Annotated in this window: 18 protein-coding genes and 1 tRNA gene; 8 read left to right on the top strand and 11 right to left on the bottom strand. The window is 70.9% G+C overall.

Annotated features, from left to right (window positions below; all coding sequences use genetic code 11):
- Positions 1 to 92 precede the first annotated feature (92 nt).
- The 5 genes from gcvT (at position 93) to ACRWK8_RS05700 (ending at position 6,079) form a co-directional block, all read left to right on the top strand.
- A complete protein-coding gene (gcvT, locus tag ACRWK8_RS05680; protein ID WP_378737533.1) occupies positions 93 to 1,208 on the top strand; it encodes a glycine cleavage system aminomethyltransferase GcvT in 1,116 nt (371 codons plus the stop codon).
- A gap of 160 nt (positions 1,209 to 1,368) precedes the next feature.
- Positions 1,369 to 1,749 (top strand): glycine cleavage system protein GcvH, encoded by a 381-nt coding sequence (gene gcvH, locus ACRWK8_RS05685; protein WP_431868763.1) that lies wholly within the window; start codon positions 1,369 to 1,371, stop codon positions 1,747 to 1,749.
- 1 nt (position 1,750) lies between these two features.
- Positions 1,751 to 3,019 (top strand): serine hydroxymethyltransferase, encoded by a 1,269-nt coding sequence (glyA, locus tag ACRWK8_RS05690; protein ID WP_431868765.1) that lies wholly within the window; start codon positions 1,751 to 1,753, stop codon positions 3,017 to 3,019.
- Between the two features lie 83 nt (positions 3,020 to 3,102).
- Entirely contained in the window at positions 3,103 to 4,515 is a 1,413-nt protein-coding gene (locus ACRWK8_RS05695) for an L-serine ammonia-lyase (protein ID WP_378737539.1), read from the top strand.
- A 298-nt stretch (positions 4,516 to 4,813) separates the two neighbouring features.
- Positions 4,814 to 6,079: a hypothetical protein gene (locus ACRWK8_RS05700; protein WP_378737541.1), complete on the top strand. Its 1,266-nt coding sequence runs from the start codon at positions 4,814 to 4,816 to the stop codon at positions 6,077 to 6,079.
- Between the two features lie 234 nt (positions 6,080 to 6,313).
- Here the strand turns inward: ACRWK8_RS05700 and amaP are convergent, their stop codons facing one another.
- From amaP to purU, 8 genes are all read right to left on the bottom strand, one after another.
- Complete coding sequence (amaP, locus tag ACRWK8_RS05705) at positions 6,314 to 6,904, bottom strand: alkaline shock response membrane anchor protein AmaP (RefSeq protein ID WP_431868768.1); 591 nt, start codon at positions 6,902 to 6,904, stop codon at positions 6,314 to 6,316.
- Positions 6,905 to 6,906: 2 nt separating this feature from the next.
- Complete coding sequence (locus ACRWK8_RS05710; protein WP_431868770.1) at positions 6,907 to 7,512, bottom strand: DUF6286 domain-containing protein; 606 nt, start codon at positions 7,510 to 7,512, stop codon at positions 6,907 to 6,909.
- Position 7,513: 1 nt separating this feature from the next.
- Positions 7,514 to 7,879: an Asp23/Gls24 family envelope stress response protein gene (locus tag ACRWK8_RS05715; protein ID WP_378737547.1), complete on the bottom strand. Its 366-nt coding sequence runs from the start codon at positions 7,877 to 7,879 to the stop codon at positions 7,514 to 7,516.
- Between the two features lie 14 nt (positions 7,880 to 7,893).
- Positions 7,894 to 8,067, bottom strand: a complete 174-nt coding sequence (locus tag ACRWK8_RS05720) for a hypothetical protein (RefSeq protein ID WP_017546417.1) — start codon at positions 8,065 to 8,067, stop codon at positions 7,894 to 7,896.
- Positions 8,068 to 8,097: 30 nt separating this feature from the next.
- Positions 8,098 to 8,412, bottom strand: a complete 315-nt coding sequence (locus ACRWK8_RS05725; RefSeq protein WP_378737549.1) for an Asp23/Gls24 family envelope stress response protein — start codon at positions 8,410 to 8,412, stop codon at positions 8,098 to 8,100.
- Between the two features lie 2 nt (positions 8,413 to 8,414).
- Positions 8,415 to 8,891 (bottom strand): Asp23/Gls24 family envelope stress response protein, encoded by a 477-nt coding sequence (locus ACRWK8_RS05730; protein WP_378737551.1) that lies wholly within the window; start codon positions 8,889 to 8,891, stop codon positions 8,415 to 8,417.
- Positions 8,892 to 8,931: 40 nt separating this feature from the next.
- Positions 8,932 to 9,135, bottom strand: a complete 204-nt coding sequence (locus ACRWK8_RS05735; RefSeq protein WP_378737553.1) for a CsbD family protein — start codon at positions 9,133 to 9,135, stop codon at positions 8,932 to 8,934.
- Between the two features lie 297 nt (positions 9,136 to 9,432).
- On the bottom strand, positions 9,433 to 10,320 hold the full coding sequence (gene purU, locus ACRWK8_RS05740; RefSeq protein WP_378737556.1) for a formyltetrahydrofolate deformylase: 888 nt from the start codon (positions 10,318 to 10,320) through the stop codon (positions 9,433 to 9,435).
- Positions 10,321 to 10,501: 181 nt separating this feature from the next.
- Here purU and ACRWK8_RS05745 point away from each other — a divergent pair, with 181 nt between their 5' ends.
- Positions 10,502 to 11,725 (top strand): alanine racemase, encoded by a 1,224-nt coding sequence (locus ACRWK8_RS05745; RefSeq protein ID WP_431868774.1) that lies wholly within the window; start codon positions 10,502 to 10,504, stop codon positions 11,723 to 11,725.
- 106 nt (positions 11,726 to 11,831) lie between these two features.
- Here the strand turns inward: ACRWK8_RS05745 and ACRWK8_RS05750 are convergent, their stop codons facing one another.
- Positions 11,832 to 12,230: a DUF3618 domain-containing protein gene (locus ACRWK8_RS05750; RefSeq protein WP_378737560.1), complete on the bottom strand. Its 399-nt coding sequence runs from the start codon at positions 12,228 to 12,230 to the stop codon at positions 11,832 to 11,834.
- Between the two features lie 16 nt (positions 12,231 to 12,246).
- Positions 12,247 to 13,344, bottom strand: coding sequence for a CDP-alcohol phosphatidyltransferase family protein (locus ACRWK8_RS05755; RefSeq protein ID WP_378737562.1), 1,098 nt, complete (start codon positions 13,342 to 13,344; stop codon positions 12,247 to 12,249).
- A gap of 326 nt (positions 13,345 to 13,670) precedes the next feature.
- On the opposite strand from ACRWK8_RS05755, the gene bcp reads away from it, so the two are divergent.
- Together bcp and ACRWK8_RS05765 are read left to right on the top strand one after the other, a co-directional pair.
- Positions 13,671 to 14,153 carry a thioredoxin-dependent thiol peroxidase gene (bcp, locus tag ACRWK8_RS05760; RefSeq protein ID WP_378737564.1) on the top strand — a complete coding sequence of 161 codons (483 nt, stop codon included), beginning with the start codon at positions 13,671 to 13,673 and terminating at the stop codon, positions 14,151 to 14,153.
- 78 nt (positions 14,154 to 14,231) lie between these two features.
- Positions 14,232 to 14,305 (top strand) — tRNA-Leu (locus ACRWK8_RS05765).
- Between the two features lie 94 nt (positions 14,306 to 14,399).
- Here ACRWK8_RS05765 and ACRWK8_RS05770 read toward each other — a convergent pair.
- Positions 14,400 to 15,554: a serine/threonine-protein kinase gene (locus ACRWK8_RS05770; protein ID WP_431868798.1), complete on the bottom strand. Its 1,155-nt coding sequence runs from the start codon at positions 15,552 to 15,554 to the stop codon at positions 14,400 to 14,402.
- Positions 15,555 to 15,577: the final 23 nt, after the last annotated feature.

A 15,577-nucleotide genomic window follows, 5' to 3' on the forward strand; every position in this document is an offset into this window, starting at 1 on the left:
CGCCGAGCGCGCGGTGAAGCTCTCAGGCACCCATGACAGAGGGGGAGGATGGCAACGCCTTACGCACGACACCCATCCTCTCGGGAGTGCCCATGTCAGAGTCCGCGACCGCGCCGCGTCTCACCGCGCTGCACAAGATCCACGAAGAGGCCGGGGCGACGCTCGTCGACTTCGCCGGATGGCTGATGCCCCTCCGCTACAGCAGCGAGACCGCCGAGCACACCGCCGTCCGTGAGGCCGCGGGGCTGTTCGACCTCTCCCACATGGGCGAGATCCGGCTGACCGGCCCGCAGGCCGCCGAGGCCCTCGACCACGCCCTGGTCGGCTTCCTGTCCAAGGTCAAGGTCGGCCGCGCCCGCTACACCATGATCACCGCCGAGGACGGCGGGGTCCTGGACGACCTCATCGTGTACCGGCTCGGCGAGGACGAGTACCTGGTCGTGGCCAACGCGGCCAACGTGCCCGTGGTCGCCTCCGCCCTGGCCGAGCGCGCCTCCGGCTTCGACGTCGAGGTCGCGGACGAGTCCGCCGACTACTCGCTCATCGCGATCCAGGGCCCGCGCGCGGTGGAGATCCTCGCCCCGCTCACCGACGCCGATCTGGACGACATCCGCTACTACGCGGGGTACGAGCACACCGTGGCCGGGGTACCGGTCCTGCTCGCCCGCACCGGCTACACCGGCGAGGACGGGTTCGAGATCTTCGTCCGGCCCGCCGACCGCGCCCCCGAGGTGTGGGCGGCGCTCATGGCCGAGGGCGCCCCGCACGGGTTGGTCCCGGCCGGCCTCTCCTCCCGCGACACCCTCCGTATGGAGGCCGGGATGCCGCTCTACGGCCAGGAGCTCTCGGCCGACCTCACCCCCTTCGACGCCGGACTGGGCCGCGTGGTCAAGCTCGACAAGCCGGGCGACTTCGTGGGCCGCGCCGCGCTGGAGGAGGCCTCGCGCACCGCCCGTGGCCGGCGTCTGATCGGCCTCGCCTCGCGCGGCCGCCGTCCGCTCCGCAAGGGCCAGGACGTCCTGCGCGACGGCACCGTCATCGGAGTCACCACCAGTGGCGCCCCCTCCCCCACCCTGGGCCGCCCCATCGCCATGGCCTACGTGGACGGCGACCTCGACACCTCGACCGGCGCGTTCACCGTGGACGTGCGCGGACGGGGCGAGGACGTCGACGTGGTCGAGCTGCCGTTCTACCAGCGGCAGTCGTAGGAAGCGGGGCCGCCACCGGCGGACCCGAGAACCTGCACGCCCCGCGCGGCCGGATCCCCACCAGGGACCGGCACGGTCGGGGCGTGGCCAGGCGTAGGCCGGGCCGGGTCGCCGTACGGGCGCACGGCAGACAAATGGAACACCTCCAAGGAGAGTTGAAGTGAGCGTTCCCACGGAGCTGGGTTACACCGCCAAACACGAGTGGATCGCGGTCAGGGACGGGATCGCCACCGTCGGGATCACGGCCTTCGCCGCCGAGTCGCTGGGTGACATCGTCTTCGTCGAGACCCCGGCGGTCGGTGACGAGGTCACCGCCGGCGAGACCGCGGGCGAGGTGGAGTCCACCAAGTCCGTCAGCGACATCTACTCCCCCGTCACCGGAGAGGTCGTGGAGGTCAACGAGGCGCTCGAGGACGCCCCCGAGACCATCAACTCCGAGCCCTTCGAGGGTGGCTGGCTGTTCAGGGTGCGCTTCTCCGAGCAGCCCGCGAACCTGCTCTCCGCCGAGGAGTACACCAAGCTGACCGAAGGCGAGAACTAGCATGACCAGCGACAACCTTCTCAACCAGACCCTGGGCGAACTCGACCCGGAGGTCGCGGCCGCCGTCGACGCCGAACTGGCGCGCCAGCGCGACACCCTGGAGATGATCGCCTCCGAGAACTTCGCCCCCCAGGCGGTCCTGGAGGCCCAGGGCACGGTCCTGACCAACAAGTACGCCGAGGGCTACCCCGGCCGTCGCTACTACGGCGGCTGCGAGCACGTCGACGTCGTCGAGCAGCTGGCGATCGACCGCGCCAAGGAGCTGTTCGGCGCCGAGCACGCCAACGTGCAGCCCCACTCGGGCGCGCAGGCCAACACGGCCGTGTACTTCGCCCTGCTCAAGCCGGGTGACACCATCCTGGGCCTGGACCTGGCCCACGGCGGTCACCTGACCCACGGCATGCGGATCAACTACTCCGGCAAGATCCTCAACGCCGTGGCCTACCACGTGCGCGACGAGGACGGCACCGTCGACTACGACGAGGTCGCCGCCCTGGCCAGGGAGCACCAGCCGAAGATGATCGTGGCGGGCTGGTCCGCCTACCCGCGCCACCTCGACTTCGCGAGGTTCCGCGAGATCGCCGACGAGGTCGGCGCGCTGCTCATGGTGGACATGGCGCACTTCGCCGGTCTGGTCGCGGCCGGACTGCACCCCAACCCGGTGCCGTTCGCGGACGTGGTCACCACCACGACCCACAAGACGCTCGGCGGCCCGCGCGGCGGGATGATCCTGTCCAGGGCCGAGCTCGGCAAGAAGATCAACTCCGCGGTCTTCCCCGGCATGCAGGGCGGACCCCTGGAGCACGTGATCGCGGCCAAGGCGGTCTCGTTCAAGGTCGCGGCGAGCGAGGAGTTCGCCGAGCGCCAGCGCCGCACGGTGGCGGGCGCCCGCATCCTCGCGGAGCGGCTCACCCAGCCGGACGCCTCCAAGGTCGGGGTCAAGGTCCTGACCGGCGGCACCGACGTCCACCTGGTCCTGGTCGACCTGGTCGACTCCCAGCTCAACGGGCAGGAGGCCGAGGACCGGCTGCACTCGGTCGGGATCACGGTCAACCGCAACGCGGTCCCGAACGACCCCCGGCCGCCGATGGTGACCTCGGGCCTGCGGATCGGGACCCCGGCCCTGGCCACGCGCGGGTTCGACGAGGGTGACTTCGCCGAGGTCGCGGACGTCATCGCCGAGGCGCTCAAGCCCGAGTTCGACGAGGCCGCCCTGCGCGACCGGGTCACCGCTCTGGCCGCCAAGCGTCCGCTCTACCCGAACCTGTAGCAGTCCCCGCCGTGTGGGCCGCGCGGGCCCACACGGCGCCGGTCACCACGGCCCCACCCCTGTGCTCAACGAGGAGGACAGCCATGGCCATCAGTGTCTTCGACCTGTTCAAGATCGGTATCGGTCCGTCGAGTTCCCACACCGTCGGTCCGATGAAGGCGGCTCGGACGTTCGTGTCCGGCCTGCGCTCCGAGGACCTCCTGTCGCGCGTGACCCACGTGCGGGCGGAGCTGTACGGCTCACTGGCACTCACCGGCAAGGGGCACGGCAGCGACACCGCCGTGATCCTGGGGCTGATGGGGCACACCCCCGAGGGTGTCGACGTGGACGCCGTCCCCCGCCTCGTGGAGGGGGTCCGGTCGGACCGAAGACTGTTCCTGGGTGGCCCCGAGGGCCCGGCGGTGGACTTCGACCCCGCCGTCGACGTGGACTTCCGCCGCAGGGAGAGCCTGCCCGACCACCCCAACGGGATGCGTTTCCTGGCGCTGGACGCCTCCGGCGCCGAGGTGGCCGCGAAGGTGTACTACTCGGTGGGCGGCGGCTTCGTCGTGGACGAGAGGGCCGCGGGCGCCGACCGGATCAAGGCCGACGACACCGTCCTGCCCCACCCCTTCTCCTCCGCCGAGGAACTGCTGGAGCTGTGCGAGCAGACCGGCATGTCGATCAGCGCGCTGATGCTCGCGAACGAGCAGGCCTTCGGGCGGACGCCGGACCAGATCCGGGAGGAGCTCCTGGAGATCTGGACGGCGATGCGCCAGTGCGTGCGTCGCGGCGTGTCCACCGAGGGCAGCCTGCCCGGGGGCCTGAAGGTGCCCCGCCGCGCGCACCGGCTCTACCGTCAGCTGGGCGGCAACTGCGACGAGCACGGGCTGCTCGCCCCCACCCACGTGGACCCGGACCCGATGCGCGGCAGCGACTGGATCACGCTGTACGCGCTGGCGGTCAACGAGGAGAACGCCGCGGGCGGACGCGTGGTGACCGCGCCGACCAACGGCGCCGCCGGTATCGTCCCGGCGGTCCTGCACTACTACCTGCACTTCAGCCCGGGCGCGGGCGACGAGGGCGTGGTCCGCTTCATGCTGACGGCGGCGGCCATCGGCATCCTGTTCAAGCAGAACGCGTCGATCTCCGGTGCGGAGGTGGGCTGCCAGGGCGAGGTGGGTTCGGCCTCCTCCATGGCCGCGGCCGGTCTGGCCGAGGTCCTGGGCGGCTCCCCCGCGCAGGTGGAGAACGCGGCCGAGATCGCGATGGAGCACAACCTGGGGCTGACCTGCGACCCGATCGGCGGCCTGGTGCAGATCCCCTGCATCGAACGCAACGCGCTCGCCTCGGTCAAGGCGATCAGCGCCACCCGTATGGCCCTTCGCGGCGACGGCAGCCACTTCGTGAGCCTGGACAAGGTCATCCGGACCATGCGCGACACCGGCCGCGACATGCACGACAAGTACAAGGAGACCAGCCGAGGCGGCCTCGCCGTCAACGTCATCGAGTGCTGAGCCAGTGCCGGGAATGTCCTGGTTCATCCCCTGGTTGTACGGGGGGCACGGCCGATGACCGGGCTCGAGCTCCCACCCGCTCGCCCTCGTCGGTCGGCACCCCGGGTCTGGTGGCTTGAGCTCCGCTCGCCACCAGACTCGCCCCTTCCTGGCCGGTTCCGGCCACCCGGAGGGGTCACGGATCACCAGCGGTCCGCCGCTTTCCGGCGCGCTCCCGCGAGAAACACGTGACCGTCTCCGTCACCATTCCCCCCGCTCCGGGAATTCGCCCGGACGACCCGTGGTATAGATTTCGGCCGTGACCTCCAGAACCATTCCCCCCGCCCTCCGAGTGCTCGCCCCCGCGGCCGCCCTGGCCCTGGTGCTCTCCGGCTGCGGCCTCCTCAGAACAGAGGAACCCGCTCCCACGGAGCCCGGGGAGAGCGCTTCCGAGGAGACGGAGGCACCCGACACCGAGGAGAGCGGTCCCGCCCGCGAGAGGTCCACGGGGTCGGGCTCGCTGGCCGCCCCGGGCATCCTCACCGCGGAGTGCCAGCCCGGCTGGCTGGAGTTCACCCTCCGCTCCCCCGAGGACGCCCGGGAGATCACCAGCGTCCGCTTCGACACGGCCGAGGCCGTCCACGCGGAGTCCGACGACCTCTCCCACGGTCGTGCGGTGGAACCGCAGAGCCTCTCCCTGGAGACCTCCTGCGACACGGGCGCGCCGTCCCTCTTCCCCGAACGCGGCCTGGTCCTGGGCACCTTCGCGGAGAGGGTCGACGGCGTCGCCGTCACGGGGTTCGGGGTCATGGCCGAGGACGGCACGTTCACGGCGCTCAGCCCCGCCCCCGAGGACGCCGGCTCCGAGGGCCCGGCCGACCACCTGCACCCCGTGGCCGACCCGGAGCGGGACAGGATCGTCTTCGTGTCGGAGACCGGTGAGAGCGAGGACGTCGTCCGGGCCCTCGACCTGGAGAACGGCGAGTTCACCGACCTCGGCACCTGCGACACCCAGCAGATGTGCGAGCACCTCACGGTCATGCCCGGTCTGGACAGGGCCGCCATCGACGACGGCCAGAGCACACCGATGGCCGTGGTCCTCGACGGCTCGACGGTGGTCCAGAACAACGACCTGGGGCTGTCCTTCTTCGACATCGGGGACCAGGCCGACGACGACGTGGTCGACCTGACCCTCAACTTCCTCAACAGGGACCGCACCACCGAGGTGGACGTCGACGCCAGCGGCACCGTCCGGGCCCTCGACGCCAACACCCTGCTCTTCGACGACGAGGTGCTGAGCGTCCTGGAGTTCACCGAGACCACCCTCGAGGGCTACGAGGAGGAGAACTCCACCACCCCACGGAACCTGTGGGAGCCCCTGCCGGTCGATCGGACGCTGTCCCCCGACGGCGACGGGGTGAACTCGCACGTCGTGCCCTCTCCCGACGGCGGCGAGGTCCTCTTCCGCAACGAACCCCAGAGCGGTCCCGCCAGCTGGTACAAGGTGCCGACGGACGGGTCCGGCGCCCCGGAGGAGCTTTCCGAGATGCCCGGGAACGTCTCGACGGTCATCAGCTGGCGATGAGTCCCATGAGCGCACAGGTGGCCGCCAGCCTCCACGTCGCTTTCGGCCTCCCACCGATTCTCGTGGAAAGCACGGCCATTCTCACGTCGTTCCCATAACTTCCGATCGAGCCAGAACATCGAAACAGGTCCACCTCGGTATTGGCTCAAGGAAGTAGTCCCGCACTGGACTGACCGGCACACACGGAAGGGGGCGGCGCTTCCGGCGCCGCCCCCTTCCCGTTCGCGGGGTGGCTCAGGCGAGACTGCGCCGGGGGTTCCTGGCCGGAGCGGTCATGGACATCCGGATGACGGCGGGGACCTGGTCGAGTTCGAGGGCGCCGCGCAGGTTGGTGATGGCCTCCGAGCGGACGCGCCGCCAGATCCCCGCCACGTCGGCGTCGTCCTCCAGGGTCAGCGCCAGCCGAAGGTGGGGGTAGTCGCCCGACTCCGTGAGGCGGGCACGGGCCCGACGCACCCCGGGATAGTCGGCGACCTCCTGCTCCAGGGCGCCCCGGGCGGCGCTCTCCGGCATCTCCACGTTGCCCGCCTCGTCGCGGGCGAGGTACAGACGGCCCACAGTGTCGTTCATGCCCTGCACCATCAGCCAGCGCAGGGCCAGGAACCCGGCCACGAACGCGACGGCCACCGCCACGTAGGGCACCCACTGCTGGGCGAGCACCGCGTTGGTCCGGTCCCCGAGCAGCGGGGTGGCGGCGAGGTCCCCGCCGAGGAGCCCCCGTCCGACGGCCAGGGCCGCGAGGCCCGCCGCCAGCAGGACGACTCCCACGATCACCAGGCCCAGGCGGTTGCCCCGGGCCGACCTTCGAGACCTGTCCCGCGCCATGGTCAACCCTCCGCGTATCGAACGTGCGTGGCGATCCGCATGCTGCGCAGCGGCGCCAACTCCTCCAGCCGGTGCTCCACGGCCGAGGTGACCTCGGCGGGCAGCCCGTGCGAGTCACGCATCCCGGTGCGCACGTGAACCCGGAGCCGGTTGCCGCGCACGGCCACGTGCACGTGTTCGACCCCGCTCACGTCCTGAGCGGCGGACGCCACCGCCCGCCTCAGCGCGGGCCGGGTCAGGCCGACGACCAGCGCCGGGTCGTCGGTACGCAACGCGGTCCACCGGCTCCGCCCCGGGGCCAGCGCCACCACGATCAGGGCCAACCCGATCAGCGCCAGGACCGCCGAGGCGATCTGCACCGACGGTTCGGACCAGGTCGTGGCGGCGGCGTAGTCCGTGGCCGGGCCGACCGGGATCAGCCGCAGCGGATTGCCCGCGAGCGCGGCGATCACCTCGGCCGCGGCGACCACGGCCACCACCAGGATCAGCAACCCGGTGAGGACCGCCGGCCAGGACCTGCGTGGTCGGAACGTGTGGACGGCGACCCGCTTGGCGCGGCGGTCGATCCCCTGGTTCGGACGCGCGAGCGCCTCTTCCACAGTGGTCATGTCAGCGCACCAGCTCCGCGATCTCGATGTCGATGTGGTGGACCTGTTTGCCGGTGATCCGCTCGACCCGGTCCTTGACGTGGCCGCGCACCTCTTCGGCCACCTGGCGGGCGGGCCTCGGGTAGCGCACCCCGACCCGCAGCCTCAGGAGGACGATCTCCCCGCTCACCCTGGCGCGGGCCGCCCTCGACCGCACGGCCCGTGCCCCGGCGACCTCCCCGACGGCCCTGGCCGCCACCTTCTCGATGGCGGCCCCGGGAATCTCCGTGCGGCCTCCGGGGTCCCGGACCCGGGTGTGCCTCCCGGGCTCCCCCTCGGGGGCGTGCCCCCGCTGACGAGGGACGGTGTCACTGCGAACCCCGACCACGACCTCACCCCTGTCTACGCCGACCGCCGTGTGAACATCTCGGCGAGGTCGATCTCACCCTCCATCGCCCGGCCCGCGACGAACCCGACGAGGCCGAGGACCAGTACCAACGCGAAGGCGGGGAACCCGCCGAACGCCGCAGCGAGCCCGAGTACCGTCCCGTAGGACAGTCCGACGATGGGCCACATGGCTACCCCCTCTAATCCCTGCTTGTAGGTCTAGCTGGCGGTGCGTGTGCCGTCTCCGAGCCCGGCGACCACGTCCTCCACGGACACGTGGACGGCGCGGCCGCCGGACAGCGGGGCCAGGCCCCGGCGGATCTCGGCGGCGACCTCCGGTAGCGGTCGCCCGTAGCGGAGGACCACACCGACCTCGACGTGGTCGTCCCGCACGGCCACCCCCCGGACCCGTCCCCCCGGCACCGCGGTGCTCAGGGTTCCGAAGGATCCGGAGGACAGTTCCACCACGTCGGAGAAGCGCAGCGCGCCCTCCGCGAGAGCCCGTGCGATCGCGCCCCGGTCGTCGCCGCCCACGGCTACTGGACCCTGGGCTCGGAGTCGCCGCGGTCGGCGGACTCGTCGTCCCCGGGCAGGTGGATGTCGTCCACCCGGATGTTGATCTCGGTGACCTCCAGGCCCGTCATCCGCTCGACCGCGTGGGTGACGTTGCGCCGTACCGCGGCGGCGAGGTCCTGGATGGCGGCCCCGTACTCGACGACCAGGTCGATGTCGACGGCGGCCTGGCGTTCCCCCACCTCGACGGAGACGCCCTGCGCCACCGACCCGGAGGAGCTGCCGCCGCTCACGGCGTCGCGCACCGCACCGACCACGCGCGCGGCCCCGCCGCCCATGGCGTGGACGCCGCCGATCTCGCGGGCCGCCATACCGGCGATCTTGGCCACGACGCCGTCAGCGATCTGGGTGTGCCCCTGCTCGTGCCTGCTATCGGAGTCGCGGCCGCCCTTGGACTCACGGGCGCTCGGTACCGCGGATTCGGTCTTGATGTCCGACACTGGTCCCCCTACGCAGTGCGAAAAGCCGTTCTGGACGCCGCTACTTCTTCTTGAAGACGCCCTTGATCTTGTCCTCGGCCTTGTCCTTGAGGTCCTCGGCCTTGTCCTTCGCCTTGTCGGCGGCGTCCTTGGCCCCGGACTTGGCCTGGTCGAACTTGCCCTCGGCCTCGGTGCCCTTGTCGCCGGTGACCTTGCCGAGGGCTTCCTTGCCCTTGCCGGCGGCGTCGTCGAAGTGCTTGCCCATGAGTGTCCCCCTGATCAGAGCCGTTACGGCTCAGGGTTGTCAGTCCGAAACCCGTGTCGCCCCGGTCGGGACGACCGGAACGGTTTCGACCTCATCACACCTTATACGCACGCTATGTAGCCAACAAGACACTTGGAGTCATGATTTGCAGGTCAGAAGGGTAACGGTGTCACCATCCTTGCCCCAAAACCACTTCCGGAACCCCGGCTGGGCTGGAAAAACGTCAGGGGCGCCCGTAGGCACCCCTGCGTCCGAAATCGTGTCGCGCCGCCACGCCGCCGGGCCGGGCGGCGGCTCCTAGCCGAAGATCACCGTCTTGTCCCCGTTGAGCAGGACCCGTCGCTGGGCGTGCCAGTTCACGGCGCGCGCCAGGGCCACGGACTCCAGGTCCCGGCCGATCGCGGTGAGCTGCTCCGGGCTGTGGGTGTGGTCGACCCGGGAGACCTCCTGCTCGATGATCGGGCCCTCGTCCAGGTCGGCCGTGACGTAGTGGGCGGTGGCGCCGATCAGCTTCACCCCGCGCGCGTGCGCCTGGTGGTAGGGCCGGGCGCCCTTGAAGCTGGGGAGGAAGGAGTGGTGGATGTTGATGATGCGCCCGGACATCTTGGTGCACAGCTGCTCGGAGAGCACCTGCATGTAGCGGGCCAACACCACCAGGTCCACGTCGTAGGAGTCGACCAGCTCCAGGACCCGGCCCTCCTGCTCACCCTTGTTCTCGGGGGTGACGGGCAGGTGGTGGAAGTCCACGCCGTAGGAGTCGGCCAGGAACTCCAGGTCGGGGTGGTTCGAGACCACCGCCGCGATGTCGATGTCCAGCAGGCCGCTGCGCTGGCGGTACAGGAGATCGTTGAGGCAGTGCCCGAACCGCGACACCATGACGATCATGCGCGGGCGCACGTCCCGCGCCTGGAGGTCCCACTCCACGAACGAGCCGCCGTCGCCGCCGCCGAACCCACCGGCCAGGGACGCGAAGGCCCCGCGCAGGGCGTCCTCGCTGACCGCGCCCGCGGGCCCCGCCTCCGCCACGAACTGGGTCCGGAGGAAGAAGCGACCGCTGAAGTGGTCGCCGTACTGCTGACTCTCGGTGATGTTGCACCCGTGGTCGGCCAACAGGTTGGCCACCGCCGCGACGATACCCCGACTGTCGGGGCAGGAGAGGGTCAGGACGTACTCGCGCTCGTTCATGAAAGGAAACAACTCCCGGGGTCGACCGGCTGATCAGCCGTGACGCCCCAGGATATCCAGCGTGTGGCACCCACGGGGCCGCCCTCCGGGTATCCCGCGTCACCGCTCCTGACCGGAAAAGCACGAAATCGGGCCCTCCGGACAATATGAAGCTCATTCATGTTCTGGCATCCTCGGGAACATGACGAGACTGCGTGAGAAGTACGAGGCCGCGACGCGCGACATCCAGGCCCCCTTCGCCATGGTCGACCTGGCCGCCTTCCGCGCCAACGCCGCCGACCTGACCCGCCGCGCCCACGGCCGTCCCATCCGGGTGGCGAGCAAGTCCGTACGCTCCAGGGCACTCCTGCGCACCGTCCTCGGCCTGCCCGGGTACGAGGGCGTCATGGCCTTCACCCTCCCGGAGGCGCTCTGGCTGGCCACCGGCGACACCGAACCGCTCAGCGACGACATCCTCGTCGCCTACCCCACGGCGGACACCGACGCCCTGGCCGAACTCGCCTCCTCACCGGCCGCCGCCCGCGTCATCACCCTGATGGTCGACGACACCGCCCACCTCGACCTCATCCGCGACGCGGCCGCACGGGCCGACCGCGCTCCCGACGCGCCCCCGATCCGGGTCTGCCTGGACATCGACACCAGCTGGCAGCCGCTCGGCTCCGGCCTGCGCGTGGGCGCCTACCGGTCCCCCGTCCGCACCCCCGCGCAGGCCGCCGCGCTGGCCCGCGCCGTCGTGCGCCGCCCCGAGCTGGAACTGGACGGGATCATGGCCTACGAGGGGCAGATCGCGGGAGTGGGCGACGCGCCCCCCGGCCGTCCCCTGTACGGGCGGGTCCTGCGCGCCGTCCAGCGCCGCTCCGCCGTCGAACTGGCCAGACGAAGAGCCGCGATCACCCGTGCCGTCCGCGGCGTCGCCGCGCCCCGTTTCGTCAACGGCGGCGGCACCGGCAGCCTCCACACCACCGGGCGCGAACGCGCGGTGACCGAGCTGGCCGCCGGGTCGGGCCTCTACCAACCGCACCTGTTCGACCAGTACCGGGCGTTCCGGGGCCGTCCCGCCGCCCTGTTCGCCCTGCCCGTCGTCCGCCGACCCGCGCCGAACGTGGCCACCGTCCTGGGCGGCGGCTACCCGGCCTCCGGCCCGGCCGACGCCCACCGTCCCCCGGTCCCCCATCTGCCGTCGGGGCTCTCCTACAGCCCCACGGAGGGAGCCGGGGAGGTGCAGACCCCGCTGATCGGTGAGGCCGCGCGCGAGCTCCGTGTCGGTGACCGCGTGTGGATGCGCCACGCCAAGGCCGGGGAGCTGTGCGAACGCTTCGACACCCTGCACCTCGTCGACTCCGACACCGGGACCTACGAGGGAGCCGTCCCCACCTACCGGGGCGAGGGCCGGACCTTCCTCTGATCCCGCGCCCGGACGACGGCGCACCACACGATGACGGGGCCCGCGCGAGAGTTCGCGCGGGCCCCGTCCTCACGTTCGGTGCGGTCCGGGAACGGCCCGGACGCGGCTACTTCCTCCTGCGGCGGACCGCCCAGGCGACGACGCCCACCGCGACGACCGTACCCACCCCAGCCATGAGGATGAGCGCCTCCGGGGGCAGCTGGCCGCGCGACTGGTAGGTGGTCACCACCTTGTCGTCGCCCTTGACCACGATGCTGCCCTCCTCGGGGTGCACCAGGCGGCTCTCCACTCGCACGGCGCCGCCGCCGAACACGAGCGCACGCGCCTCGTCGAAGATCCGGGTCCCCCGGTCCTTGGCCCGGTCGATCTGCCGCCGGGCGATGTTGGCCGGTCGGGCCTGCACGCTGAGCTCGTCCAGCGTCTCCGCCAGCCGACGCTGCTCTCGGGTGATCTCGGCCTGGAGTTCGGCGGGGGTCTGGCGCGGTTCGGTCTCGTGTCCCGTCATGGGGTGCCTCTCTTCACTAGCGCACGGTTGTCTGAGAGTCCGAGTCCGAGCCGGTGTCCCGACCCTGTTCCTCCGCGCCGTCGAACGGACCGGAGAATCTCAGCGCGCCATCGATTCCGTCGACCACGCGGAAGAAGTCCCGCGTGGACAACCACAGTTTATAGATGATGGCGATCTCGAAGGCGAGCAGCAAAACGCCCACGAACGCGGTGATCCAGCCGATCACCGGCGGCCCGAAGACCACCGCGGCGACCGGCGCCACCACGAAGACCGCCATCTGGAACTCGATCCCGCCCACCAGGTGGGTCCGGACCCGACGAGCGTTGAGCGCCGCCCAGAAGCGCTGGTACCAGGGGAAACGCGTACGGAACTCCTGGTGCAGGTCCACCTTGGGCAGCGTCAGGTCCGGCTGCTTCCCGGCGGTCCGCTGGTTGCGCGCCTCCCGCTCGTTCTGGCTGCGCAGGATCTGCTCCAGGACTCCGATGCCGTGCCGCAGCACCGCCTGCTCGCCGCCGTCGCTCATGGTGCGGCCGCCGCCACCCGTCGCGTCGCCGGTGGCGTCGCGCTCCGGCTCCAGCATGGACAGGGTGGCGCGGGCCCGCTCCAGGGCCGCCGCCAGGTGCGAGCGCATCTCACGGCGGACCTTGTACACCTGGAGGGCGTTCAGGTAGCGCAGCATGTCCAGGAAGACCACGGCCAGCGCCAGCCAGACGAACGCCACGTGGCCGGTCTCCCGGAACTGGCCGCCCATGAGGGCGACCACGCACACCAGGACCCGGAACCGGTCCGAGACGTAGTCCATCCAGGCTCCGAAGAGCGACTCCGAGCCGGTGAGGCGGGCCAGCTTGCCGTCCGTGCAGTCCACGAGGAAGCAGGCGTAGTAGAGCAGCGCTCCCAGGAGCAGGAGCTGCCAGTAGCCGAACGCGAAGCACACGGCCGCGCCCAGACCGAGGAAGAGGGCGACGACGGTCAGCTGGTTGGGGGTGACGGCCGTCCGGTTGGCGAGGAGTCGCACGAGCCGGACCGCGATCGGGTCGACCAGGTACACCGTCAACCAGGAGTCGCGTTCCTTGAGGGTACGAGCCCTGACCTCGTCGAGTGTGTATCCAGGCATCGTGACGAACTACTCCCAAAGCGAAGCGGATGTGTCCCGGTCCGTGGCCGTCGGACACACCATCGGGTCACGGGCGACCCGCGCACGCTGCGCCATGTCCCAGAGGACGACCAACCTATAGCACAGGCTCAACAATAGGTGATCGAACCGTTGGTCGATCCCAAAGCGGATGAACCGAACCGGAATCGCAACCGAAGATCATCCGCCCGGACGACCAGCGCCGACGAACCAGCCCTCCCGGCGCTCAGGCGGATCTCGTACTGTGAGGCGTGAAACGACGCGGACCGTCGCACGCGGTCCGCCAGCAGCAGACAGGAAGACACAACGTGAGCGACCCCATCCGCCTTGAGCCCGGCGACCAGGCACCCGACTTCACCCTCAGCGACGCCGACGGCCAGCCCGTCACCCTGAGCAAGGTCCTGGCCGACACCGGCAAGAGCGTCGTCCTGTACTTCTACCCGGCCGCCATGACTCCCGGGTGCACCACGCAGGCCTGCGACTTCCGTGACAACATCGCGGAGTTCGCCGCCGCCGGGTTCACCGTCCTGGGCGTCTCCCCGGACACCTCCGAGAAGCTGGCCCGGTTCAGGGAGCAGGAGAGCCTGACCTTCACCCTGGTCGGCGACCCGGACAAGGACACCCTCCGCGCCTACGGCGCCTTCGGCGAGAAGAAGAACTACGGCCGCGTCGTCCAGGGCGTCATCCGCTCCACCGTCATCGTGGGTGCCGACGGCAAGGTGACCAAGGCCTTCTACAACGTGAAGGCGACCGGCCACGTGGACCGCGTCAAGAAGGAACTGGGCGTCTGAGTCCGCCGACCGGCCGTCCGGAGGCCACGGGCCCCGGACGGCCGGTCGAGTCCCCGATCCCGGTAGAGTGACCCCGTCGGGGCCGTAGTCCAACGGCAGGAGACGGCAGCTTTAGGTGCTGTACAGTGCGGGTTCGAATCCCGCCGGCCCCACTCCCCCCCGGCGTCCCCTCGGCGGGGCCCGTGGGACCCAGGAACGACCAGAGGCGCGCGAACCCGTTCGCGCGCCTCTTCGTGTGTGCGGTGGTCACAGGCCGAAGAGCGCCCACACGACCAGGGCCAGCAGGGCGACCACGCCCAGGACCACACCGGCGGCCACGGTCAGGTGGCTGCGCTCCGAGTGCTTGCCCGACTTGGTCAGGCCCAGCGTCTCCGTGGACTCGCGGATCGACAGCATGATCGAGTTCACCGCCTCGGAGCTGTTGCGCAGGCGCTCGCTGATGGACTCGGCCAGCACGTGCGCGCCCGCGCGGAAGTGCTCCCGCGCCGACTCACGCTCCTCCGGTTCGGCGGAGTCCTCACCTCCGGCGGCGGCCTCGGCGGTCCGTTCCCCGTCGGTGCGCTCGGGCGCCCACGGGGCCAGGGCCGCGATCCGCAGCATCTTGGCGGCGTTCTCCGCGCTCAGCCGCTCACCCGGCTCGACCCGCAGCATCCCCGCGAGCACCGGGGCGAGCGGACCGGCGTTGGTGGCCTCTTTGGGCTCGTCCAACGGCTCCTGACGGAGGATCTTGATGTAGCCCTTGCGGTCGTAGGGCGGGTAGCCCTCGACCGCCGCGTACAGAGTCGCGCCCAGGGACCAGATGTCGGACTCCGGGCCCACCGGACCTGCCTTGGCGCGCTCCGGCGGGATGTAGGCGGGCGAACCGATGATGCGTCCGGAGGCGCTCAGCGCGGACTCGCCGTTCCAGGCGGCCAGGCCGAAGTCGGTCAGCACCACCCGGCCCGCCTCGCTGATCATGACGTTGTCGGGCTTGACGTCGCGGTGGACGATGCCCTCGTTGTGCGCCACCTTGAGCGCGTCGATCAGCTGGAGCCCTATCTCGGCCACGCGCTGGTAGGGCAGCGGGCCACCGACCTGGATGATCTCCTCCAGGGTGGAGGCCTCCAGCAGCTCCATGACGATCCACGGCCGCTCGTCCTCGTCCACGACGTCGAGGACGGTGACGAGGCTGGGGTGCACCAGGCGCCCGGCGACCCTGGCCTCCCGCGTGGTGCGCTGGACCAGCGACTCGCGTTCGTTGCGACTCAGGTCCGAGGGCAGGCGGAGCTCCTTGACCGCCACCTCCCGCTTGATGACCAGGTCGGTGGCGCGCCAGACGGTACCGACACCGCCGCGCGCGATCTCGGAGGTGAGCTGGTAGCGACCCTTGAGCAGCCGACCACCGCCCTCCGGCTCAGCCACGGCCGCCTCGGGACGCGCGGAGT

Source organism: Nocardiopsis eucommiae, from assembly GCF_965344335.1.
Classification (GTDB): Bacteria; Actinomycetota; Actinomycetes; order Streptosporangiales; family Streptosporangiaceae; genus Nocardiopsis; species Nocardiopsis eucommiae.